Consider the following 23,100-nt stretch of genomic DNA (forward strand, 5'->3'; position numbering starts at 1 on the left):
GATGCGCGGCTATATCGTGAAACGGCTGGCCCAGGCCGTGCTGGTGTTGTGGGCCGCGTACACGCTGTCGTTCGTACTGCTCAGTGCGCTGCCCGGTGACGCGGTGACCAACCGCATCCAGAATCCGGACGCCCAGATCTCGCCGCAGGCGGGCCGGGTGATGCTGGCCTACTATGGCCTGGATCGTCCTGTGCCCCAACAGTATCTGCGTGACCTGGGCGGCGTGCTCACCGGAAATCTCGGCTACTCGCTCACCAACGGCAAGACCGTGAGCGAACTGATCGGCGCGGCGTTGCCGAAGACGTTGCAGCTCACCGGATCCGCGTTCGTCTTCGGTGTGCTGTTCGCGGCCGTCGTCGCGGTGGCGGGCAACTACGCGCCGTGGCGGTGGTCGCGAACCGCGCTGGGCACGGTTCCGGCGCTGTTCGCCTCGGTGCCGACATTCGTCATCGGCATTCTGGCATTGCAGCTGCTCTCGTTCCGTATGCATCTGATCCCCTCGGTCGACGACGGCAGCATCACCGCGCTGATCGCCCCGGCCGTGACGCTGGGTCTGCTGATCGCCGCGCCGATTTCGCAGGTGTTCGCGACCTCGATCCGGCAGACCCGCGCGCGTCCGTTCGTGCATGTGCTGCACGCCAAGGGCGCGGGGGAGGGGTTCATCTTCCGCAAGGACATCCTGCGCAACTCCTCACTGCCGGTGCTGACCCTGCTGGGATTGGCGCTGGGTGAACTCATCGCCGGTTCGGTGGTGACCGAAGCGGTCTACGCGCGCGACGGAATCGGGCAGCTCACCGTAAGCGCGGTCGGTACGCAGGATCTGCCGGTCGTCCAGGGGGTGGTGCTGCTGTCGACCCTGGTCTACGTGGTGGTGAATCTGGTCGTGGATCTGCTGTATCCGCTGCTCGACCCACGGGTGCTGCTCCGGGGCCGCGCTCGCCGCCCGGCGACCGGAACCGTCACCGCGGCAACCGATTCCGTCACCGCGCCCACCGAACGCCTGCCCGAGGCGGTGCGGTCATGACGGCGATCATCGAACCGACGCCGGTTGCGGACACCGGCCCGGAACCCCGTCCCGGCGTGCGGGCGACAGTGCGCTGGGCGGCAGGACACGTGGGTCTGGTGGCGGCCGTCGTGGTCGTTGCCACGGTCGCGTTGTGGGCCCTGATTCCAGAACTTTTCGTGCACTACGACCCCTATGCGGTCGATACCGCACACAAGCTGAAGCCGCCCTCGGGCGCGCACTGGTTCGGCACCGATCAGCTCGGCCGCGACCTCTACGCCCGCGTCGTCTACGGGGCGCGCGCCTCGCTGACCGGATCGGCGTTGGCGGTCGGAGTGGCCGTACTCGTCGGAACGCTGGTCGGTTCGGCGGCGGGATGGTTCGCCGGATTCACCGACGGCCTGCTGATGCGCGCGATCGACGTGGTGCTGTCTATTCCTGGCTTCCTGCTCGCGATCACCCTGGTCGTGCTGCTCGGCTTCGGGGTGTGGCAGGCGGGGATCGCGGTGGGGCTGACCTCCTCGGCCACCTTCGCCCGGCTGATTCGGTCCGAGGTGCTCGAGGCGCGAACCAGCGCCTACGTCGAGGCCGCGATCACCAGTGGCGCTTCGACTCTCGACATTCTGCGGCGGCATGTGATCCCGAATTCGATCGCGCCGACGATCGCGTTGATCACGGTGCAGTTCGGGATCGCGATCGTCTGGATCGCCTCGCTGAGTTTCCTCGGCCTGGGCGCCCAACCGCCGGAACCGGAATGGGGCCGGTTGGTCGCCGACGGCCGCAACTACATCGCGACCCGCGGCTGGCTCACGCTGTGGCCGGCGCTGACCGTCGTCGCGGTGGTATTGGCGACCAACCACATCTCCCGCCACGTCACCAGGAGGTCGTCGTGACCATCGCGCAGGAATCCGCTCGCACCGAGGTGCCGGTGGGCCTGGCACCCGTGCTGGCGGTAACCGACCTGACCGTTGGTTACCGGCGCGCGGGCCGTCTCGGACCCGTCGTGCACGACGTATCGTTCGAGGTTCCGCCCGGGCGGACGCTGGCGCTGGTCGGTGAATCCGGTTCGGGCAAAACGACTCTCGCGCATGCCGTGCTCGGGCTGCTGCCGGATAACGGCGCGGTGCTGGATGGCCGGATCACGTTCCGCGACCAGGTGCTCACCGACCTGACCGCCAAGGGCTGGCGCGATATCCGGGGACGTGCGGTAGCACTGGTCCCGCAGGACCCGGCGGTCTCGCTGGACCCGGTGCGGCGCGTGGGCCGCCAAGTCGAGGATGTGTTGCTCCTGCACACCGACCTGGATGCCACCGCGCGCCGCGAGCGGGTCCACGAGCTGTTCGACGCGGTCGGGCTCGACGACGTGCGCCGCCGTTTCCGGCAGTATCCCCACGAACTGTCCGGCGGGATGCGCCAGCGCGTGCTCATCGCGGCGGCGATCGCGGCCGAACCCGATCTGATCATCGCCGACGAGCCGACCTCCGCGCTCGACGCGACGGTGCAGAAACAGGTACTCGACCTGCTCGACGATATCCGAACCCGCAGCGGCACAGGCATATTGCTGGTGACCCACGACCTCGGCGTCGCCGCCGACCGTGCCGACCTCATCGGCGTGATGCGCGCGGGCAGGCTCGTCGAACTGGAACCAGCCGACCGGCTCGTGGGCAGCCCGCGCCACGACTACACCCGGCATCTGCTCGACAGCGTTCCCTCGCGACGTGCTCGCGCGTCGGCCCGTGCGCCGATCGCCGCCGATCGGCCGACGGTGATCGATGTGGCGGATCTGCGCAAGGATTACGGTGATTTCACCGCGTTGGACGGTATCTCCTTCCAGGTCCGCGCCGGGGAGACCTTCGCCGTCGTCGGCGAATCCGGCAGTGGCAAGTCCACCACCGCCCGCGTGCTCACCGGCCTGACCGCCGCGACCTCGGGCCGAGTGACGTTGCTGGGCAACGACATCACCCGTCTCGGCCGCCGCGAGTTCCGGCCGCTGCGGCGCGAGGTGCAGATCGTGTACCAGAATCCGTACGCCTCGTTCGATCCCCGCTTCGAGGTCTACGACGTCGTCGACGAGCCGCTGCGCTCGTTCCGGCGCAAGCGGGGCCGCCGTGCCGACGCCGACCGGGTGATCGCCGCGCTGGAGGCCACGGCACTGCCGCCCGATATCGCGCGGCGGCATCCACGCGAGCTCTCGGGCGGCCAGCGGCAACGAGTGGCCATCGCGCGCGCCCTGGTCCTCGAACCGAAGATCCTGATCCTGGACGAACCGATCTCCGCGCTCGACGTGTCGGTGGCGGCGCAGATCCTGGATCTGCTGCGCACCCTGCAACGCGAGCGGGGCCTGACCTACCTGTTCATCTCCCACGATCTGGCCGTGGTCCGGGCGATCTCGGATCGGGTCGCGGTGATGCAACACGGCCGGATCGTCGAACAGGGCCCGGTCGAACGCGTTTTCGACTCTCCCGCAACGGAATACACCAACCGGTTGATCAACGCGATCGCCGGCCGCCGCTCGGCTCCAGGAGGAACATCATGACCCCGTTACCGCAACCGGATTCGCTGACCGACGCGCTGGCTCGGATCCGGGAGGTACTGGTCGAATTCACCAAGGGCGTCGGCGAACGCGATCTCGCGTTCGAGCACCCCGACGAACTGATCCGGGCGCTGGGTGACGCCGGATTCGGCCGACTGCGGGTTCCGGCCGAATTCGGTGGTTTCGACGTCGACCTGCCGACGCTGTTCGATCTGCTCGCCGAGGCGGGCCGGGCCGACTCGAATATTCCGCAGATCTGGCGCGGGCATTTCACCACCACCGAAATCCTGCGCGCCGAAACCGATTCCGAGGTCAGAACCTACTGGCTGCGCCGGATCGGCGCGGGCGCGGTATTCGGCAACGCGCAATCCGAACCGTCGGCGGTGATCGCCGCCGCGGTGGCCGCGGGCACCGTGACCGGCGAATGGGGTTCGACCACAACGCGAGTGCGCACCGACGAGCACGGCCGCCGCCTCGTCTCGGGCACCAAGTTCTACTCCACGGGTTCGCGGTTCGCCGACTACATCCGCGCGGCCGTGGTCGACGAGGACGGCAAGCGCGGCTTCGTCGTCATCCCCGCACACCATCCCGGCGTCGCACACGCCGACGACTGGGACGGTATCGGACAACGCCAAACTGGCAGCGGCACAACGATTTTCAATGACGTACCGGTGGAGGAACACGGTGAGATCGGGCGCTATCGGGAGTCGCTGCGCGGGCTGGACTCGTTCGTGCAGATCGTGCATCTGGCGAATCTGACCGGTATCGCGCGCGGCATCGTCGCCGAAACCGTGGACCTGGTGCGCGCACGCACTCGCACCAGCCTGCACGCGCTGACCCAGAACGCCGCCGAGGATCCCGAGGTGCTCGGCGTCGTCGGCAGGCTCGAGATCCGCCGCCGCACCGCGGAAACCCTGCTGCGGCACGTCGCGGTGAGCCTGGAGGCCGCCCACACCAGCGGGGCGGAGGCCGATTTCGGGCATGCGTACCTGGAGACCTCCGCCGCCCAGGTCGCCATCGTCGAGGCGGTGCTGGACGCGGCGACCACGGCCTTCGACGCGCTGGGTTCCTCGGCGGTGCGCAACAGTGTGCACCTGGACCGGCACTGGCGCAACGCACGCACGCTGGCCTCGCACAACCCGGTGGTCTACAAGCCGCGCCTGGTGGGCGACTTCCTGGTCAACGGCACGACCCCGCAGCCCGGGTACTACCGGCACCGGCCCTCGGTCTCCGCCGCCGCGGCCGCGCCCGCCGAGGCGGTGAGCGAGCGGTGAGCGATCGACTGCACATCAACGTCAACATCCTCAACGCTGGGGTGTTCGGCGGATCGTGGCGCTTTCCCGGAACGGACGGCCTGGCGAGTTACGACATCGAGCACTACACCTCGATCGCGCGCAAGGCCGAGGCGGCGACCCTCGACGCGGTATTCCTCGCCGACGGGCCGTCCCTGGACCCGAGTATCGAACATCGCACCGGCAACAACCTGGAGCCGACCACGGTGCTGGCCCGGATCGCCGCGCGCACCGAGCGGATCGGGCTGATCGCCACGTTGTCCTCGTCCTACAACGATCCGGTCGAAATCGCCCGCCGCCTGGGCGATCTCGACCATCTCAGCGGTGGCCGCTTCGGCTGGAACGTGGTCACCACCGCCGGACCGGTGGCCGCGCGCAACTTCGGCCGTGACGCCGAACCCGACCACGCGCTGCGGTACCGGCGGGCGGCGGAGGTCGTCGAGCGGGTCGTGGCGAGCTGGGCCGGGCGCACCGAATTCCTTTCGCCGCAGGGACGTCCGGTCGTGGTGCAGGCCGGGGGCTCCACCGACGGCAAGCGACTGGCGTCCCGGGTGGGGGAGGTGATCTTCTCCGCCGAACAGGACCTCGGTAAGGCGCGCGCGTTCCGTACCGAATTACGCGAGGGCGCAAGAAAATTCGGCCGCGATCCGGACGAGATCGTGGTCCTGCCCGGTCTGTCCACCGTGCTGGGCAGCACCGAGGCCGAGGCAGCCCGGCGGCGTGAGCTGCTCGACGAACTACTGCCCGACGCCTATGCCCGCGCCCGTCTGGCCGGACAACTCGGCATCTCACTGGACGGCCTCGCCGACGACGAGCCCATCCCCGCCGAACTGTTACCCGAACCCGACGACGCCGGTGGCTCGCAGACCTTCTACCGCGTGGTCAAGGACATCATCGACCGGGAGAGCCCGACGCTGCGGCAGTTGCTGAAGAAGCTGTCCGGCGGCGGCGGGCACCGCATCGTGGTCGGAACTCCCGAGCGGATCGCCGACGACATCGAGCGCTGGTTCCGGGCCGGTGCGGCAGACGGATTCAATGTGATGCCCGACGTATTGCCTTCCGGTTTCGATGATTTCGCCGATCACGTAATCCCCGAACTGCGTCGGCGCGGGTTGTTCCGCACCGATTACGACGGAACGACGCTCCGCGAACACCTCGGTCTGGGACTACCCGAGGTTCCCGTCGGAGTGTGGGATCGCGGACCACTGGAGGCGGCTCGATGAGCAGGCCGAGTGGCGTCTCGAATGCCAGGACAGCACGATGAGTGCCATCCCGATCCTGATCGATGTCGCCGTGGGCGCGATCGGATCCGAATCTCTTGCGCCGGAACTGGTTCCGGTGACGGACCGGCTGCGCGTCGTCGCGGCCGTGGAACAGGCCGGTGTGGCTCGATGAGCGCGCCGGGCCGGTGTCCCGAATGGAGGACAGCATCATGAGCACGATCCCGGTCTTGATCGATGTCGCCGTGGGCGCGACCGCATCCGAAACCGTCGCGCCCGAACTGGTTCCGGTCGATGACGCGGTACGCATCGCCGCCGCCGCGAAGCGGGCCGGTGTCGTCGCACTGCGCATACTCGACGCGGTCGGCGACCGGCGGGCCCTCGATCCGAGTGTCGCCGCCGCGTACCTGGCCGGGCGAGTGGGTGATATCGGATACCTGCTCGATGTCACGACCACACACAACGCGCCCTACAACCTCGCGCGACGGATCCTGTCGTTCGATCGCGCCAACGGCGGCCGCGCGGGGGTGGTGCTGCACCCCGGGGAGGGGGATGAGGTGAGCGATGCGGTCACATCGCGGTCGGCGGCACCCAGCCCTCGGCAACGCTGGGAGGAGTACGCGGAAATCCTTACCCGCCTGTGGGAATCGTTCCCGCGCGCGGCACTGATCGGCGATCAGGAACGTGCCTTGGTGGCCGACCCGGCGCTGATCGGGGGGATCGATCACGACGGCCGCGGCTATCGCATCGCGGGCCCGCTGGACGGTCCGGCATCGGTGCAGGGGCGTCCGCTCGTGGTCGCCGCCGATCCCGATCTGCTCGGGTGGGACACCGCCGCCCGATCGGCGGATGCGGTGATCGTCGCGGACGCGGCGGCGGCTGATGCCGACCGTGCCCTGACCGCCGCCCTGGAACGCGTCGGCAGACGACGTACCGAGGTGGCGCTGATCGGCCGCGCCGCGGTGACGGTGACCGACGAGCGCGACGGACGCGCGGCGGTCGCCCGACTGGCCGACTGGGCACACGCCTACGAACTCGACGCGGTGGAACTGGCGCCCACGGGCGGCACCCGAGGCGTGCTGGCCGCCGCGGAGGCGGTGGCGACCCTGCCGGCCGCCCCGCCCGGTCCGACGTTGCGGGCCGCGCTCGGACTGCGGCCGGTCGCGGCGGTGCTGCGATGACCGCCATCCACCCGCATCGCACGCCGGAGACGGCCGGACCCACCGTCACGGAGATCCGCGCCGCCGCCGAGCCGATTCTGCGACGACTGGGCGAGACCGCCGCCGCTCGGGAGGCGGTCCGCGACTACGCCTTCGCCGAGGTGCGCGCCCTTGCCGCGACCCGGATCGCGCTGACCGGGATCGCCCGCGACGACGGCGGCGCGGGCGGCTCGCTGCGCACGGTCGCGGAACTGATCATCACGATCGCGCGCGCCGATTCCAATGTGGCCCAAGCACTTCGAGGCACCTTTCTGGTCGCGAACCGGGTGGCGAGCCGCCCGGATCTGCCGCAGCGGGACCTGACGTTGCAGCGACTGCGCAACGGCGATCTGTTCGCCGGAACCGCCAACGAGCGCACCGGTGGGGCGAGCGGGCAGGTCAATGCGACGGCCCGCCGCGCGGGTGCCGATTGGATCGTCGACGGCGAGAAGTACTACTCGACCGGCGGCCTGTACGCGGCCTGGTTCTCGACCCAGGCCCGCACCGAGGACGGTACGGTCATTCGCTTCACTGTGCCCTTCGATCGCGCGGGCGTCGAGCGACTCGACGATTTCGACGCCGTCGGACAGCGCCTGACCGCCAGTGGGACAACACGTTTCACCGAAGTGTGGGTGTACGGCCACGAGGTCACCGAGACCGAGGACGACGTGCCGGACAATCCGTGGCAGGGGTCGTTCGCTCAGCTGTACCTCGCCGCGGTCGAGGCGGGAGTGGCCGCGCGTGCGTTCGACGACGCGGTCGCCTTCGCGCGGGACAAGGCCCGGCCGATCAAACACAGTTCCGCGGCCGCGAGTGTCGAGGATCCGTATGTCCGGCAGACGGTGGGCCAGATCGCGGCCCGCGCCCAGGCGGCCCGCGCGGTGGTTCTGCTGGCCGCGGAAACCCTCGAGTCCGTACGGGTCCACACCGGACCGCAGGCTCGCTCCGCCGGCGCCGCGGCCGCCGTCGAGGTCGCACAGGCGGGTGTGATCGCCATCGAATCGGCCTTGGCCGCAGCGGAATTGCTGTTCGACGTGGGCGGCGGCTCGATCACGAACCGCGATCTGGGCTTCGACCGGCACTGGCGCAATGCCCGCACCGTCGCCAATCACAATCCGCGCCAATGGAAACAGGCGGTCGCGGGCGCCTATCACCTTACCGGCGCCGAACCGCCGACCACCGGATTGTTCTGATCCCGAGCATCTTTCATTCCGATCATGGTCACCATCGATGACCGACCCGAGAGGATCCGATGACCACCCACACCCCCTGCACCGCCGCATCCCATCGCTACCGGACGATCCGGTATCGCCCCAGCGGACGTTCCGGTCCGTATCAGCCGTCGATCCCGCTCGGCGGGTGAGATGTCCGGCTTCCACCTGAACCTGTCGCTGATGACGCCGGGACACTTCCGGCATGCCTGGCGGTTGTCGCATGCGGACCCCGTCGCCTATCTCGACATCGACTATTTCCAGCGGCTCGCGCGGGTCGCCGAGGCGGCGAAGATCGACGCGGTCTTCCTCGGCGACGGCCCGGCGCTGCGCGGTGAGATCGAGGAGGCGCCGGGAACGGGTATCGACCCGCTGGTCCTGCTCGGCAACGTCGCGGCGGTGACCGAGAACCTCGGTGTCGTGATCACGTCGTCGACCACCTACAACTCGCCCTACAACCTCGCCCGGCGATTCCAGGCGCTGGACCACGTGACCAAGGGGCGGGCCGCGGTCAATATAGTCACCACCGGAACTTCCGCTGCCGCAGCGAATTTCGGCGGATTCGCCCATCCCGATCGCGAAACCCGCTATCGGCGTGCGTGGGAGTTCCTCGATGTCGTCACCAAGCTCTGGGACAGTTGGGAATCCGACTGGCTGATCGCCGACAAGGCATCGGGCCGCTATGCCGATCCGGACCGCATCCACCGCATCGATCACGAGGGGGAGTTCTTCTCCGTGGCCGGTCCGCTGCCGGTGCCGCCGGGCCCGCAGGGGCGGCCGGTCGTGGTTCAGGCGGGCGGGTCCGAAGGGGGCCTGAGGCTCGCCGGGGATTTCGCGGACGTGGTGTTCACCGTCGCCCAGACCCGCGACCGGGCGGTCGCGTTCCGGGAGGAGATCCGCCGCCGTGCGGTCGCCTCCGGTCGCCGGGCGGACGAGGTGAAGGTGTCACTCGGTGTCGTGGTTCTGGTCGCGGACACCGAGGAACAGGCACGTCATCGCGTACACGAACTGCGCGATCTGCTGCCGATCGAGCGGCTCACCGCCAACCTCCTCGGCGGCCTCGGCCTGTCGGCGGGGTCGTTCGGTCCGGACGATCGGATCAGCCTGGCCGATCTGCCGGAAACGATTCCTGCGCAGGCATTCTCGACCGGATTCAGCGAATCCACCCGCGCGCTGATCGCCGCCGGGCCGCGCACGCCGCGCGAGCTGATCGAGCGCAGTGCCGGCGGCTCGGGCCATCGGTTGCTGGTCGGTACGCCCGAACAGGTCGCCGACGATCTACAGGAGTGGCACGAAGCCGGAGCCGCCGACGGATTCACGATCATGCCCGCCGAAACCGCCGTGGATCTGGAGAACTTCGCCACCGGTGTGGTGCCGATCCTGCAACGGCGCGGACTGTTCCAGCGGGAGTATCGAGACCGGACACTCCGTGCGCGCCTGGGTCTGCCGTTCCCGCACAGGCAGGCGCGCGTGACCGCTGAATCGGCCTGAAAACAACCGCAGGACAACGGCATTGCTGCGAAGGATGCGTATCGGCCGTGCGCCGCAGCGCATCCGCTCACCGCAGCAGTGGCAGCAACTGCTCGCCTTGGCGGTGGATCTCCTGCAGGTAGGGGGTGTCCGACAGGACGAAATGGGTGATGCCGAGGTCTTGGTATTTGCGCAGCGCCTTGCCGACGTCCTGAGCCGAGCCGACCAGCCAGGTGCTGCCCGCGCCGCCACCGCCGACTCGGCCCGGCGCGGTGTAGAGATTGTCGTCCAGCACGTCACCGCGCGCCGCGAGATCGTAGAGCCGTTGCTGCCCGACCGCAGCACGTCGAGGTGAATTCTGGCTCTTCGCTTGGCTTTTCGCCATTTCCGCGACTCGTTCCTGGGCATCGGCCCAGGCCTGCTCGGTGGTGTCGCGGACGACGGTGGTGACCCGAAGACCGAATTCCAACGGGGGAAGTTCGCGTCCGTGCCGTTCACTCAGGTCCCGGAGCCGCTCGATCCGCTCGCGGACGTCGGCGAGCGGTTCGCCCCAGAACAACTGCACGTCGGCAACGGTCGCCGCGACACGCTCGGCGGCGGCCGACGCCCCGCCGAAATACAGCGTGGGATGCGGCCTGTCCGCGCGCGCCGAGATGCGCGGCCGGACCGTGGAATCGCTGACCCGGTAATGGGTTCCGTGATGGGTGACGTTCTGCTCGGTCCAGAGTCGGCGGACCAGGCGGATGAACTCCTCGGTGCGCCCGTACCGGGTGGCCTGATCCTCCTCGGATTCGCCGTAGGCCGCGAGATCGTCCTTGCCCGACACGATGTTGATCCGCACCCGGCCGCCGGACAGGTGGTCCAGTGTTGCTGTGGCCGAGGCGAAATGGGCGGGCCGCCAGTATCCGGGCCGGATGGCGATGAGCGGCTCGAACGACCGGGTGCGTGCGGCCAGGGCCGTCGCGACGGTGAGTGTGTCCGGCCGTCCCCATCCGGTGCCGAGCAGCGCGCCCTTCCAGCCGTATTCCTCGAGTGCCAGCGCCTGCGCGGTGAGCGTTTCGAGGCTGTTGTGATCGGTGGTGACGGTATCGCCCCGGTGGCCCGGCGTCACCTGATTGGGGATGTACCAGAGGAATTCGGCGCTCATCGGTGTCCTGTTCGGTGGTCGCGATCCGCGGCGGATGGCTGGTTACCGCCGAGGAAGAATGTTCGGGAGTGACTCCGGTGGCCCACCTCCGAGGTGGGCCACCGACTCCTCACGAGACCTTGACGTGCGCCTCGGTCTTGAATTCCTCGCCCGCGATGATCTGCGAGACGAAGCCGTTCGGTCCCACCGGGCGGTCGCCGACCACCGTCACCCGGTGCAGGGTGCGGGTGACGTCCAGGTGGCCGAGGTCCTGGGGGCCGAGGTGGGCGGTGGCGCGGTTGTCCCAGACCGCGACGCTGTGCTCGTCCCAGCGGAACCGGACCGTGTAGCGCGGGCTGCTGAGGTGACCGAAGAACAACTCGAGGATCTTGGCGCTCTCGACGGGGGACACCCCGACGATGTGATCGGTGAAGCCGGGGTTGACGAACAGCGCCCGCTCACCGGTCTCGGGGTGCACCCGAACCACCGGATGCTCCGAGATCAGCAGATTATCGTTGATCCGGCGCGCGTACGCCTCGTTGTCGTCCAGCCTGCGGCCCGCCGAGAACCGGTGCACCGCGGTCAGCCCGTCGGCGAATGCGCGCAGCGGCTCGGACAGTCCCTCGTACGCCGCGACGAGATTCGTCCAGGTGGTGTCGCCGCCGAAATCGGGAACCACCTCCGAGCGCAGGATGGAGATGGCCGGCGGATTGACCGAGGCGGTGACATCGGTGTGCCAGCCGCTGTAGTAGGTGTACTGGCGCTCCTGGTAGTCCGGCCGCGGCGAGCCGTAGCGCCGCTCGTAGACCTGGGGGTCGATGGTGAGGATCTGCGGGGCATCGCTGGGCGGCGCGTCCTCGTGCGGGTGGGCGTGGGTGAGCTCGCCGAATCGGCGGCCGAACTCGATCTGCTCGGTGTGACCGAGGTGCTGGTCGCGGAAGAACAGCACCTTGTACTTCAGCAGTTTGCGGCGCAGGCGCGCGACGGTGTCGTCGTCGAGGGGCTGGCTCAGGTCGACACCGGAGATTTCCGCACCGATATGTCCGGCGACCCGCCGCACGGTGAGGGTATCGGTGCGTTCGATGGTTTCTGTCATGTCTCTGCGCTCCATCGGCTTTCGGAATGCACTCGGTCGATCGTCGCGACCGGTGCCGGAATGCCTTGGGGGTCAACTCGTTTGCTGCCCCGTGGCAGAACGGATATTAATTCCGCACGCCCGGAAACCGCACTCTTTGCCCGCGCGATGATTTCAATTGTCCGAGATATTTATTTTTCTCGGCGAAGAAATTCGGACCGGTTTTAGAATGGCGAACCTGCCCGGCGGGAGGCTGTCGTCCGGGCAATTTGCCGGGTTCGGATCACGCTGAGGCGGAACGGTCCCGAACGCCGCCCGCTCTCGTAGGCTCGGCCCGAGACGAATGTGGACCCGACGGAACCGAGGCCTATGAGACCGGCGAGAGGATGGCCGACGGCCGCGGGTGCGGTGCTGCGCGCACTGTTGACGTTGGGCAGCGCATCACGATCGGTGATCGCCGCGCACGCGGGCCTGTCGCCGGCGACGGTGACGAGCCAGACCCGGGCGCTGCTGGAAGCGGGCCTGCTGCGCGAATCACCCCCGGTGGACCGGTCGCAGCGGGTGGGCAGGCCGCATTCGCCGCTGGAGCTCGATCGGCGAAACGCGGTGGCGGCCATCCATTTCGCGGCCACCCAGACCCGGGTCGCGGTGGTCGACATCGCCGGGACGATCGTCGCCGACGCGCTGGTCCCGCACCGCACGCTCGAGGGCGTCGACCTGGTCGAGGACGCGGCCGCCGCGTTCACCGCGCTGCGCCGCGAACTCCCGGGGGACATCCGCCTGTTCGGGGTCGGGTTCGCGACCGGCGGCTGGGTCGATCCGGAGGCCGGTGTGGTGCTCACGCATCCGCTGCTGCGCCTGCGGGACACCCCGATCCGGGATCTGCTGACGCGACTGACCGGGCTGCCCGTCGAACTCGACAGCCATGCCCGCGCGATGGTGCACGCGGAACAACTGTTCGGCGCCTTGGACTTCGACTCGTCGGCCGCGGTGCTGTTCGTCGGCAATGTCATCGATGCCGCCTTCGCCGTCGACGGCCGGGTCCACTACGGCCCCGGCTCCTCGGCGGGTTCGCTGGCCGCTCTGGTTCCGTCCGGCATGGGACCGGACGGGCCCGGCCCGCTGGACACCTATTCCGATCGGTCGCTCGAAAGGCGCGCTGCCGCACTGGGACTCGCCGAACAGCCGACGATTCCCGGGCTGATCGCCGCTGCCGAGACCGATCCCCGGGTGCACGCGCTGTTCGAGGAACGCGCGCGCGGACTCGCCACGGTGGCCGCCGCCCTGCTCGATGTGCTGAATCCGGAACTGCTCATCATCACCGACCGGGCGCTGCACCCTCTGCCCGCGATCCGCGCCGCCTATCTCGACGCCATCGCCGCACGGGCGCAGGTGAGTTCGTCCGCGCGCCAACGCGTCATCGGTACCTCGTTCCCGGGCCGATCACTCGAGACCTCGGCCGCCGCGGTGCTGCTGCACCGCCTCTACGCCGACCCGCTCGCCGTCCTCGCGGACGGCTTCGGCGCGCCGCGGAAGGAGGCGGCAGCACCGCAGTTCGAGTCTCGGTAATTTTAAGTCGACCGAATATTGTGGGCTGCAACATAATTCGCGACGATCGACAAATGAGAAAGCTCATCGAAACGCGACCGAGCGCGCGTAGGATGCGCCTCACCCGTAGGGTCGGCGCGGCGTCGTTCGTGGTGTTGATCGCCGCCTGTGCCACCTCGGCCTGTGCGACCTCCGGGGGGTCCGCCGACTTCAGCAAGCCACTACCGACCAGTGTTCCGCCGGGCACGTCGCTCAAAATCTCGGCGACCGATATGCAGGTCGCGCTGACCAGCAGCGGGCAGATCGGCAAATTGCCGTTCACCGTGCCCGACTGGCCCAACGTCTCCGCCGGACCGGATGTGATCCAGGCGTTCAAGGGCGGTTCGGTCGAGTTGGCCAGTAATGCCGGAATTCCGTCCATCCAGGCGCACGCACAGGGTTTGGACACCCGCATCGTCGCCGTGCTGTCGCGCAGTACCCCCAACTACGGCCTGGCCACCGCCCCGGGCAGTGATATCCACACGCTGGGGGATCTGCGCGGCAAGAAGATCGCCTTCTCGCCCGGGCAGGCCCAGGGCGGTGTGGTGCTGCGGACTCTCCAGCAGGCCGGGCTCAGTACCAAGGACGTCACGCTCGTTCAGCTCAACAGCCCGCAGTTCCTCACCGCGTTGCAGGGCAAACAGGTTGATCTGGCCCCGCTGGCCGAACCGTCGCTGACGAAGTACCTCGCGCAGTATCGGTCCGCGGGGGCGACCACGGTGAAGTCCGACGCGGTCGACGCGTTGGGCGTTCTGTGGGCGCCGACCTCGGTGCTGGGCGATGACCGCAAGCTCGCGGCCATCGCGGAATTCGTCAAGTTCTGGGCGCGCGCGAAGGTCTGGGAATGGGAGAACCAGGACCGGTGGATCGCCGATTACTACGTCAAGAATCAGGGTGTGAGCGAGGCCAACGGCCGTCGCATCATGGCCACGACCGAACGCCCGTATTTCCCGGAGAACTGGGACCGATCGATCGACTGGGAGCAGAAGACGATCGACCTGATCACCAGCTCGGGTGCGTTCGGGAAATCCTTCGACGCCCACCAGCTCTTCGACCGGCGATTCGAGAAGATCGCCGCCGACGCGGTGGCTCCGCAATATCGCACCGAAGCACAAGGGTGACCCGATGACCGTCGTTTCCGCACATCTTCCCGCCCTCACCGCGCCACGGGCCGCGGCCGGTTTCACCGCACGCCCGGCTCGCCGTCGACTCGGTCTGCGCAGGCAGCTTCCGTTCGCCCGGCTGCTCGGCGTGGTGCTGCTGCTCGGCGTCTGGTCGGCGGGGGCGTACCTCGGATTGCTGGACCGGCGCAAACTGTCCGCACCCTGGACCGTCGTGTCGACCGCCTGGCAATTGCTCACCGATGGTCAGTTGCTGACCAATATCGAGGTGTCCATGACGCGCGTGGCCACCGGGGTGCTCCTGGGAATTCTGATCGGCACCGCGCTCGCGCTCATCGCCGGGCTCTCCCGAATCGGGGAATCCCTGGTGGACGGCGTGGTCCAGGTCAAACGCTCGATTCCCACCCTGGGCCTGGTCCCGTTGATGATCCTGTGGCTGGGTATCGGCAACAGCTTCAAGGTCGTGCTGATCATGCTCGCGGCCGCGGTAACCCTCTATGTGCCAACGCATTCCGCGCTGATCGGTATCGATCGGCGGCTGGTCGAATTATCGGAGATCCAGAGCGTCTCCCGTTTCGAATTCATCCGGCAGGTGGTGATTCCCGGATCGCTGCCGGGATTCTTCCTCGGATTGCGGCTGGCGGTGAACACGTCCTGGCTGGTGCTGGTGGTGGTCGAATCGGTCAACGCGACCGACGGCCTCGGCAAGATGATGCAGGACGCCCAGAACTATGGCCAGGCCGATGTCATCCTCGTCGCGCTCGCCGTCTACGGAATCTTCGGTCTGCTGTGCGATTCCGGCATTCGAATCCTGGAGCGAAAGGTGCTGTCGTGGCGACGAACCCTGGCGGACTGACCTCGGCCGAACAATCCGCCGAAGCCGGGCCGGGTGTGCAGTTGGAGCGGTTGACCCGCAAATTCGGTGGCCGGGCCGTCCTCGACGACGTCGATCTGACGATTCCCGAAGGCCAGTTCGTGGCGCTGCTGGGTAAGAGCGGGTCCGGTAAGTCCACGCTGTTGCGGGCGCTGGCCGGTATCGACCACGGTGTGGCGGGCGCGGGCCTGCTGCGGGTGCCGGGGCGGACATCGATGGTGTTCCAGGACTCGCGGCTGCTGCCCTGGAAACGTGTCCTGCCCAACGTCCTGTACGGCCAGCCGCGCTCGCGCCGGGCCGTCGCCACGGCACTGCTGGCCGAGGTGGGCCTGGCCGGACGTGAAAAGGCTTGGCCCGGTGAGCTTTCCGGCGGCGAGCAGCAGCGCGCCGCACTCGCGCGCGCCCTGGTGGGCGAGCCGGAACTGCTGCTGGCCGACGAACCGTTCGGCGCCCTGGACGCGCTGACCCGCATACGCATGCACGCCCTGCTGCGCCGCCTGGTCGAGGCGCATCGCCCGACCGTGCTGCTGGTGACCCACGACGTCGACGAGGCCATCACGCTCGCTCAGCGGGTGCTGATCCTGGATCACGGTCGCATCGAGGTCGACATCGACATCGATTTCGACGGCCCGCGCGATCCGGCGCAGCCGCAGTTCCAGCAGATCCGGCGGTCGCTGCTGAGCGCGCTGGGCGCCGATCCGATCGCGGCCTGAGCACCGATTCCTCCACTACCGGAAAGATTCTCACTCCCGATGAGCAGAACCCTGCACTTGAACGCGTTCCTGATGTCCACCGGCCACCACGAGGCATCGTGGCGACTGCCGGGATCGGATCCGTTGGCGCACTTGGATATCGAGCACTACATCCGGTTGGCGCAGACGGCCGAGCGGGGCAAGTTCGATTCCATCTTCTTCGCGGATTCGCCGGTGATACAGGGAGATCCGGGCCGCCGTCCGGTGGGCAAACTGGAGCCGACCGTGCTGCTGACCGCCATCGCGCTGCGCACCAGCCGTCTCGGCCTGATCGCCACCGCCTCGACCAGCTACAACGATCCCTACAACCTGGCCCGCCGCTTCGCCTCGGTCGACTGGGTGTCCGGTGGCCGGGTGGGCTGGAACATCGTCACCACCGCCGGGGCCGACGCGGCCCGCAACTTCGGGCTCGACGACGTCCCCGATCACCGGTTGCGTTACGAGAAGGCCGCCGAATTCGTCGACGTGGCAACCAAACTCTGGGACAGCTGGGACGACGACGCCTATATCGGCGACAAGGAACTCGGCATCCACTCCGATCCGGACAAGGTTCGCGAGATCAACCACGTCGGTGAGTTCTTCCGGGTGGCCGGGCCGCTCAACGTGCCGCGCTCCCCGCAGGGGTATCCCGTTCTGGTGCAGGCGGGTTCGTCCGAGGACGGCAAGGGCTTCGCGGCCCGCTACGCCGAGGCGGTGTTCACCGCGCAGCAGACCCTCGCGGACGGCAAACAGTTCTACGCCGATCTGAAGGACCGGGCTCGCCGCCTCGGCCGCGATCCCGGCACGGTCAAGATTCTGCCGGGCATCGTCCCCGTCATCGGCGACACCGAGGCGCACGCGAGGGAACTCGACGACGAGCTCACCAACCTGATCCAGCCGGAGTATCAGCGTCGCACCCTCGCCGAGCGGTTCAACCTGCCCGTCGAGGCGCTGGACCTGGACAGCGAACTGCCCGCCGAATTGCCCACCGAGGACGAGGTCCAGGGGGCGAAGAGCCGGTTCACGCTGATCGTGAATCTCGCTCGGCGCGAACGGCTCACGGTGCGTCAGCTGATCGCCCGCCTCGGCGGCGGACGCGGCCACCGGACCTTCGCGGGCACGGCGGAACAGGTCGCGGACACCATCGAGGAATGGTTCACCGAGGGCGCGGCCGACGGATTCAACGTGATGCCCGCCGCGCTGCCCTCGGGACTGGACGTCTTCGTGGACCGGGTGGTGCCGATTCTGCAGGAGCGCGGGCTGTTCCGGACCGAATACACCGACTCCACCCTGCGTGGGCACTACGGGCTGGCACGACCGGAGAATCAGTTCAGCGTGGCGGCCGACGCGGCGATTGCCCAGTGAGCCAGTCGAATTCGGCTGCGGATCGGAGTTGGTGGCGGTACCTGCTGCGCCGATGTCTGGCGCATCCGCGGGCTGTCACGGGTGCGGCGGTCGGCGCCGCGGGCAGTGCCGCGCTGACCGCCGCACTGCCTCTGGTGGTGCGGCACGTGGTCGATTCGCTCGGCGATTCCCGGGTGCCGCTGGCCGCCGCCGTGACCGTGCTGATCGTGATCGGTGTGGTCCGGTTCGGCATGTCGATGCTGCGGCGGGTCTGCTCGTCCACGCTCTCGCTGGGAGTCCAGTTCGACCTGCGCTCGGATCTGTTCGCCGCGCTGGTGCACATGCCCGGACGCGAACAGATGACGGTGACGACCGGACAGGTGGTCAGCCGCGCGATCAGCGACATCACGCTGATTCAGATGTTCCTGCAACTGATTCCGGTCGTCACCGGCAATGTGGCGCTGCTGCTCGGCGCGCTGGTGCTGATGGCGACGATGTCACTGCCGCTGGCGGTGGTAGCCCTGGTCCTGCTTCCGGCGCTGTGGATCGTCACCCGGCGCTCGCAGCGAGAGTTGTTCCCCGCCAACTGGGATGCGCAGGCCCAGGCGGCGGAGGTGGCGATGCGGGTGGAGTCGGCGGTCGCCGGGGTGCGCGTGGTCAAGGGGTTCGGCCAGGAGCGCAGGGAGACAGGCGAGTTGGAACAGCGCGCCCGCGATCTGTTCCGGTCCCGGTTGCGCGTCGTGCGGATCACCAGCCGGTTCACTCCCGCGATGGCGGCGCTGCCCGCACTGGGGCAGGTGTTCATTCTCGTGCTGGGTGGTCTGCTGGCTCTGCACCAATCCATCAGTCTCGGAACGTTTCTCGCGTTCATGACCTACCTGGGCTCGTTCGTGAGCCCGGTGCGGCAGTTCTCCACCCTGCTCACCGTCAGCCAGCAGGGTAAAGCGTCACTGGATCGGGTGCGCGAGGTCATCGACGCCGGGCCTCGCCGTGAGCCGACTGTGCACACGCCGCCCGTGGCGGCTGCCGCGACGCCGCGGATCGACCTGTTGGATGTGACCGTACGGATCGGCGACACCGCGGTCCTCGACCATCTGGACCTGACGATTCCCGCCGGTAGGACCGTGGCGTTGGCGGGCGGTGCGGGTTCGGGCAAGTCGACGCTCACCGCACTGCTGCCGCGGCTGATCGATCCGGATGCCGGTGTGGTGCGCCTGGACGGCGTGGACGTGCGGGAGCTGCCGCAGGTTCGGGGCCGGGTGGCGATCGTCTTCGAGGACACCCACCTGATGGCCGACACCATCCGCGCGAACGTGGCCTACGGACGGCCGGAGGCCACCGACGAACAGGTATGGCACGCACTGTATCTCGCGGCCGCGGACGAATTCGTCCGGCGGCTGCCCGATGGGCTCGACACCCCGATCGGCGAACGGGGACAGCGGCTTTCCGGTGGTCAGCGGCAACGTCTGGCGCTGGCTCGCGCGTTGATCACCGATGCGCCGGTACTGGTGCTCGACGACGCGACGTCCGCGATCGATGCGAAGGTCGAGCAGACCATCTTCGAACGCATCGCCGCAGAGGTGCGACGTCGCACCACGGTGGTTGTGGCGCACCGCATTTCGACCCTCGCGCTGGCCGACGAAGTGGTGATCCTGGATCGCGGCCGCGTCGCCGAATCTGGCACCCTGGCCGAACTCCAGGAGTCCGGTGTGCTGTTCGCGACGCTGTTCACTCCGCCGGATGCGGCGGAAATCGGTGCGGCACTGCGTACCACGACCGATGCCGTGCCGACCGAGATGCTGTGGGCGGAACCCACGGAGTACGGCGACGAGACCCGAACCCTGGAGCAGATGGCGCGGGCGTTCTCCCATCATGCGGCCGGTGCGGGTGGCTTCGGACGCGGCGGCGGCATGATGATCTCCGCACCGCCCAGTGGCGACGTGCAGCAACTCATCGACGCGCTGGCGCCAGTGTCCGGCGAACCCGACGTGCCCGAAAGCTTCACCCGCACAGCCGATCCGGAATTCAGCCTGCGCAGGTTGCTGCGCCCGTTCGCGAGGCCGCTGCTGGCGGGCCTGGCCCTGGTCGCACTCGATGCGATAGCACAGATTCTGATCCCGGTGCTGGTGCGATCCGGCATCGACCAGGGCGTACTGGTCGGCGCGCGGGACGTCCTGCTCGGCGCGGCGGCACTGGCGGCGGCGGTGGTGCTCGTGGACTGGGGGATCAGTGTCGCGCAGGTGCGGGTGACCGGACGGGCCGGGGAGCGGCTGCTTTTCGGCCTGCGGGTCAAGACGTTCGCCCAGCTGCAACGCCTCGGGTTGCAGTACTACGAACGCGAACTCGGCGGGCGGATCATGACCCGCATGACGACCGATGTCGACGGTCTGTCGACCTTCTTGCAGACCGGCCTGTCCACGGCGCTGACCTCCTCGCTGACCATCGGCGGCGTGGTGGTCGCACTGCTGGTGATCGACGCGAAACTGGCCCTGGTGGTGCTCGCGCTGATGCCGATCCTGATCGCCGCCACGATATGGTTCCGGCGATCGTCGGTGCCCGCCTACAACACCGCGCGGGACAAGGTCAGCGTGGTCAACGCCTATCTGCAGGAGAATGTCGACAATATCAAGGTCACCCAGGCGTACCGCCGAGAAGCGTTGAACCAGAACAGGTTCGACCGACTCTCGTGGGAGTACCGCGACGCGCGGCTGCGCAGTCAGACCCTGATGGCCGTGTTCTTCCCGTTCATCGAATTCCTGTCGGTGGTCGCGACGGCCGCGGTGCTCGCGGTGGGGGTGCATCAGGTTCGCGCCGGTGACCTCAGCGCCGGAACGCTGATCGCGTTCCTGCTCTACATCGATCTGCTGTTCTCGCCGATTCAGCAGCTCTCACAGGTGTTCGACAGTTATCAGCAGGCAGTGGTGGGCGTCGATCGGCTCGGCCGGTTGTTCGCGGTGGAGGTGTCCACCCCGCAGGCGGAGCGGCCGCGAGCGGTACGGCGGGTCGACGGCGCGATCGAGATCCGGGATGTCGGTTTCCGGTACCGGCCCGAGGACGCCGATGTGCTGCGGGGCGTCACGCTGCGGATCGAACCCGGGCAGCGGGTCGCGCTGGTGGGTGAGACCGGGGCCGGGAAATCCACGCTGGTCAAACTCCTGGCCCGTTACTACGACCCGACCGACGGACGAATCCTGGTTGACGGCGACGATATTCGGGAGTTTCAGCTCGAGGACTACCGTAAGCGTCTCGGTGTGGTGCCGCAGGAGCCGTATCTGTTCGGGGACACCGTCCGCGACGCCATCGCCTACGGTAGGCCGGATGCCGATCCGGCCGAGATCGAGTGGGCGGCAAGGGCAGTCGGCGCGCACGAGATGATCGCCGCGCTCGACCACGGCTACCACCACCCGATCGGCCCGCAGGGACGCCTGCTGTCCGCCGGACAGCGGCAACTGCTCGCGCTGGCCCGGGCCCAGCTCGTCGAACCGGACATCCTCATCCTCGACGAGGCCACCGCCTCCCTCGACCTCGCCACCGAGGCCCGGGTCCGCGCGGCCATCGATGTGCTCACCGCGGGCCGCACCACGATCGTGGTGGCCCACCGCCTCGCGACCGCCGCGGACTCCGACATCGTCGCGGTGATGGTGGGCGGTCGCCTGGCCGAGGTGGGCCCGCACGCGGAGCTGCTGCGCGCGGACGGCGCCTATGCCGCACTGTGGCAGGCATACGTCGGGGCGACGCGAACCGATGTCGATCGAGAATCGGTGGCTGGACAGCGCTAGATCGTCGGCTGTTCCAGGCCGAACGAGCGGATGAGGGCGTTCACCTCGTTCCGGTAGAGCTTTTCGGGGTTGATCGTCTGTGCTCCGAGGCTGCCGCGAATCTCCAGCGAAACCAGGCCGTGCAGGTGGCCCCAGATGCGCAGGGCGACAGCGATCGCCGCCGGCGGGAGATTCGGGAACTCCGCGCGGACCTCCTTCACCAGGGCCGGGTCGAAGTCCGACCATTCGAAGTCGTAGTCGGCGTACAGCGATTGCGCCGAAGGCCAGGCGCCCGCGGCCAATTCGGTGAGCCCCGCGCACACCCGGTGCTCGGCCTCCGGCGCCGCACCGCCCTCCGGCGGCTGGTAGCCCGGCACCGGGTCACCGTAGATGAGCCGGAACCCGTCGGGATTCGCCAGTGACCATTCACGAAATGCGCAAGCCCACGCCATGATTCGCCCGGCCGCGTCGTCGGGCTCACGGATGTCGCGGGCGGCGATCACCGTATCGGCCAGCTCGCCGTAGACATCTTGGATCAGGATCGTCACCAGGTCGTCACGGGTGCTGAAGTAGCTGTAGACGGCATTGGCCGTCATCCGCATCTCTCGCGCGATGGCGCGCAGTGTGATCGCTCCGGGCCCGCCCTCGGCCATGAGCCGCAGAGCGACCTCTTTGATTTCCGCCGTCGTCTCGGTGCGGCGGCGTTCGCGCCTGGTCGGTGTCGCAGTGGCCACCGCAACATCGTACATCTCCGTGAGAAAAATTTACGTTGCGCATAAACTGCACGCCGTAAAGTTTGTGCGTAGCGTCTCTCAACGCTTTCCGACACCTCAGGAGAAATCATGTTCATCGGAGTCATCGGCGCGACCGGCAATATCGGGCAACGCGTGGTCGCCGAGGCCCTGTCTCGCGGTCACCACGTCCGGGCCTTCACCCGAGCCGCCGCCGCTGTCGATGCCGCACACGAGAATCTGACCTGGGCTGATCTCGACATCTTCGACAGCGACGCCGTCGCCGCCCAGCTTCCGGGCCTGGATGTGCTCGTCAGCTGCTACCAGCCCGGCAACGCCGCCAAGGATTTCGAGGACACCGTCACCCGGTCCATCGCCGATCCGACCGTCTACGCGAATGCTGCTCGCTCCCTGCTGAAAGCCCTGGAAACCCATCCCCGTACCAGGCTCATCGTGGTGGGGGGCGCAGGCAGCCTGGAACTCGAACCCGGCCGAGTGGGCGCGGACGACGACCACCAGCTCCGCCGGGACCTCGAAAGCCTCGGCCTACCAGCCGATTACGCGGTCGCGGTGCGTGGACACCGGGACGCCCTGAATGTGCTGCGCGTCTCGAATCGCCGCTGGACCTACTTCAGCCCGGCCGAACTGATCGCGCCCGGCGAGCGCACCGGCCGCTTCCGCATCGGCGAGGACCGGCGAATAGTCGACGCCGACGGCCACAGCCGCATCTCCATCGAGGACGCCGCGGTGGCCCTGATCGACGAAGCCGAACTTCCCCGTTTCGTACAACGCCGATTCACGATCGGCTACTAGCCGGGGCGCGGC

The 23,100-nt window shown here is 68.3% G+C and carries 19 protein-coding genes; 16 read left to right on the forward strand and 3 right to left on the reverse strand.

Features of this window, described 5'->3' with window-relative positions; translation table 11 throughout:
* The first annotated feature begins 1 nt into the window (after nt 1).
* From NM2_RS32475 to NM2_RS32510, 9 genes are all read left to right on the forward strand, one after another.
* Nucleotides 2–1,024 carry an ABC transporter permease gene (locus tag NM2_RS32475; RefSeq protein WP_084531803.1) on the forward strand — a complete coding sequence of 341 codons (1,023 nt, stop codon included), beginning with the start codon at nt 2–4 and terminating at the stop codon, nt 1,022–1,024.
* Nucleotides 1,021–1,896, forward strand: a complete 876-nt coding sequence (locus tag NM2_RS32480) for an ABC transporter permease (RefSeq protein WP_067676939.1) — start codon at nt 1,021–1,023, stop codon at nt 1,894–1,896. Before NM2_RS32475 ends, NM2_RS32480 begins: the two co-directional genes overlap by 4 nt.
* Nucleotides 1,893–3,539: a dipeptide ABC transporter ATP-binding protein gene (locus NM2_RS32485; protein WP_439956952.1), complete on the forward strand. Its 1,647-nt coding sequence runs from the start codon at nt 1,893–1,895 to the stop codon at nt 3,537–3,539. The genes NM2_RS32480 and NM2_RS32485 overlap by 4 nt, the downstream gene beginning before the upstream one ends.
* A complete protein-coding gene (locus NM2_RS32490) occupies nt 3,536–4,810 on the forward strand; it encodes an acyl-CoA dehydrogenase family protein (RefSeq protein ID WP_067676941.1) in 1,275 nt (424 codons plus the stop codon). The genes NM2_RS32485 and NM2_RS32490 overlap by 4 nt, the downstream gene beginning before the upstream one ends.
* Entirely contained in the window at nt 4,807–6,051 is a 1,245-nt protein-coding gene (locus NM2_RS32495) for an LLM class flavin-dependent oxidoreductase (RefSeq protein WP_067676943.1), read from the forward strand. The genes NM2_RS32490 and NM2_RS32495 overlap by 4 nt, the downstream gene beginning before the upstream one ends.
* A 37-nt stretch (nt 6,052–6,088) precedes the next feature.
* Entirely contained in the window at nt 6,089–6,223 is a 135-nt protein-coding gene (locus tag NM2_RS52680; RefSeq protein ID WP_281182561.1) for a hypothetical protein, read from the forward strand.
* Between the two features lie 37 nt (nt 6,224–6,260).
* Nucleotides 6,261–7,229, forward strand: coding sequence for an LLM class flavin-dependent oxidoreductase (locus tag NM2_RS32500; protein WP_067677042.1), 969 nt, complete (start codon nt 6,261–6,263; stop codon nt 7,227–7,229).
* The gene (locus NM2_RS32505) at nt 7,226–8,440 is read left to right on the forward strand and encodes an acyl-CoA dehydrogenase family protein (protein WP_067676946.1); all 1,215 of its coding nucleotides are present in this window, start codon (nt 7,226–7,228) and stop codon (nt 8,438–8,440) included. The genes NM2_RS32500 and NM2_RS32505 overlap by 4 nt, the downstream gene beginning before the upstream one ends.
* 171 nt (nt 8,441–8,611) lie before the next feature.
* A complete protein-coding gene (locus tag NM2_RS32510) occupies nt 8,612–9,949 on the forward strand; it encodes an NtaA/DmoA family FMN-dependent monooxygenase (RefSeq protein ID WP_067676948.1) in 1,338 nt (445 codons plus the stop codon).
* Nucleotides 9,950–10,016: 67 nt separating this feature from the next.
* Here NM2_RS32510 and NM2_RS32515 read toward each other — a convergent pair whose 3' ends face one another.
* On the reverse strand, nt 10,017–11,075 hold the full coding sequence (locus tag NM2_RS32515; RefSeq protein WP_067676950.1) for an LLM class flavin-dependent oxidoreductase: 1,059 nt from the start codon (nt 11,073–11,075) through the stop codon (nt 10,017–10,019).
* Nucleotides 11,076–11,184: 109 nt separating this feature from the next.
* Nucleotides 11,185–12,150: a TauD/TfdA dioxygenase family protein gene (locus tag NM2_RS32520; protein WP_067676952.1), complete on the reverse strand. Its 966-nt coding sequence runs from the start codon at nt 12,148–12,150 to the stop codon at nt 11,185–11,187.
* 348 nt (nt 12,151–12,498) lie between these two features.
* Between NM2_RS32520 and NM2_RS32525 the strand changes: the two genes are divergently transcribed.
* The 6 genes from NM2_RS32525 (at nt 12,499) to NM2_RS32550 (ending at nt 21,565) form a co-directional block, all read left to right on the forward strand.
* Nucleotides 12,499–13,698, forward strand: a complete 1,200-nt coding sequence (locus NM2_RS32525; RefSeq protein WP_084531797.1) for an ROK family transcriptional regulator — start codon at nt 12,499–12,501, stop codon at nt 13,696–13,698.
* A 92-nt stretch (nt 13,699–13,790) separates the two neighbouring features.
* Nucleotides 13,791–14,837, forward strand: coding sequence for an ABC transporter substrate-binding protein (locus NM2_RS32530; protein ID WP_157121445.1), 1,047 nt, complete (start codon nt 13,791–13,793; stop codon nt 14,835–14,837).
* 4 nt (nt 14,838–14,841) lie between these two features.
* A complete protein-coding gene (locus NM2_RS32535; RefSeq protein WP_067676958.1) occupies nt 14,842–15,693 on the forward strand; it encodes an ABC transporter permease in 852 nt (283 codons plus the stop codon).
* A complete protein-coding gene (locus NM2_RS32540; protein WP_067676960.1) occupies nt 15,669–16,424 on the forward strand; it encodes an ABC transporter ATP-binding protein in 756 nt (251 codons plus the stop codon). The genes NM2_RS32535 and NM2_RS32540 overlap by 25 nt, the downstream gene beginning before the upstream one ends.
* 39 nt (nt 16,425–16,463) lie before the next feature.
* A complete protein-coding gene (locus NM2_RS32545) occupies nt 16,464–17,807 on the forward strand; it encodes an LLM class flavin-dependent oxidoreductase (RefSeq protein WP_067676962.1) in 1,344 nt (447 codons plus the stop codon).
* Nucleotides 17,804–21,565, forward strand: coding sequence for an ABC transporter ATP-binding protein (locus NM2_RS32550; protein WP_067676964.1), 3,762 nt, complete (start codon nt 17,804–17,806; stop codon nt 21,563–21,565). The genes NM2_RS32545 and NM2_RS32550 overlap by 4 nt, the downstream gene beginning before the upstream one ends.
* Here the strand turns inward: NM2_RS32550 and NM2_RS32555 are convergent.
* Nucleotides 21,562–22,278, reverse strand: coding sequence for a TetR/AcrR family transcriptional regulator (locus NM2_RS32555; RefSeq protein ID WP_245718320.1), 717 nt, complete (start codon nt 22,276–22,278; stop codon nt 21,562–21,564). The genes NM2_RS32550 and NM2_RS32555 overlap by 4 nt on opposite strands.
* Nucleotides 22,279–22,386: 108 nt before the next feature.
* Here NM2_RS32555 and NM2_RS32560 point away from each other — a divergent pair, with 108 nt between their 5' ends.
* Nucleotides 22,387–23,088, forward strand: a complete 702-nt coding sequence (locus NM2_RS32560) for an NAD(P)-dependent oxidoreductase (RefSeq protein WP_067676967.1) — start codon at nt 22,387–22,389, stop codon at nt 23,086–23,088.
* The last annotated feature ends 12 nt before the right edge of the window (nt 23,089–23,100 follow it).

This window comes from Nocardia miyunensis NBRC 108239 (assembly GCF_001613065.1).
Taxonomy (GTDB): Bacteria; Actinomycetota; Actinomycetes; order Mycobacteriales; family Mycobacteriaceae; genus Nocardia; species Nocardia miyunensis.

Bases quoted from the DNA above. Each gene is read 5' to 3' on its own strand.
- NM2_RS32500 (WP_067677042.1), top strand. From the start codon at position 6,261: ATGAGCACGATCCCGGTCTTGATCGATGTCGCCGTGGGCGCGACCGCA.
- NM2_RS32520 (WP_067676952.1), bottom strand. From the start codon at position 12,150: ATGACAGAAACCATCGAACGCACCGATACCCTCACCGTGCGGCGGGTC.
- NM2_RS32510 (WP_067676948.1), top strand. From the start codon at position 8,612: ATGTCCGGCTTCCACCTGAACCTGTCGCTGATGACGCCGGGACACTTC.
- NM2_RS32525 (WP_084531797.1), top strand. From the start codon at position 12,499: ATGAGACCGGCGAGAGGATGGCCGACGGCCGCGGGTGCGGTGCTGCGC.
- NM2_RS32515 (WP_067676950.1), bottom strand. From the start codon at position 11,075: ATGAGCGCCGAATTCCTCTGGTACATCCCCAATCAGGTGACGCCGGGC.
- NM2_RS32490 (WP_067676941.1), top strand. From the start codon at position 3,536: ATGACCCCGTTACCGCAACCGGATTCGCTGACCGACGCGCTGGCTCGG.
- NM2_RS32560 (WP_067676967.1), top strand. From the start codon at position 22,387: ATGTTCATCGGAGTCATCGGCGCGACCGGCAATATCGGGCAACGCGTG.
- NM2_RS32480 (WP_067676939.1), top strand. From the start codon at position 1,021: ATGACGGCGATCATCGAACCGACGCCGGTTGCGGACACCGGCCCGGAA.
- NM2_RS32545 (WP_067676962.1), top strand. From the start codon at position 16,464: ATGAGCAGAACCCTGCACTTGAACGCGTTCCTGATGTCCACCGGCCAC.
- NM2_RS32535 (WP_067676958.1), top strand. From the start codon at position 14,842: ATGACCGTCGTTTCCGCACATCTTCCCGCCCTCACCGCGCCACGGGCC.
- NM2_RS32505 (WP_067676946.1), top strand. From the start codon at position 7,226: ATGACCGCCATCCACCCGCATCGCACGCCGGAGACGGCCGGACCCACC.
- NM2_RS32475 (WP_084531803.1), top strand. From the start codon at position 2: ATGCGCGGCTATATCGTGAAACGGCTGGCCCAGGCCGTGCTGGTGTTG.
- NM2_RS32530 (WP_157121445.1), top strand. From the start codon at position 13,791: ATGCGCCTCACCCGTAGGGTCGGCGCGGCGTCGTTCGTGGTGTTGATC.
- NM2_RS52680 (WP_281182561.1), top strand. From the start codon at position 6,089: ATGAGTGCCATCCCGATCCTGATCGATGTCGCCGTGGGCGCGATCGGA.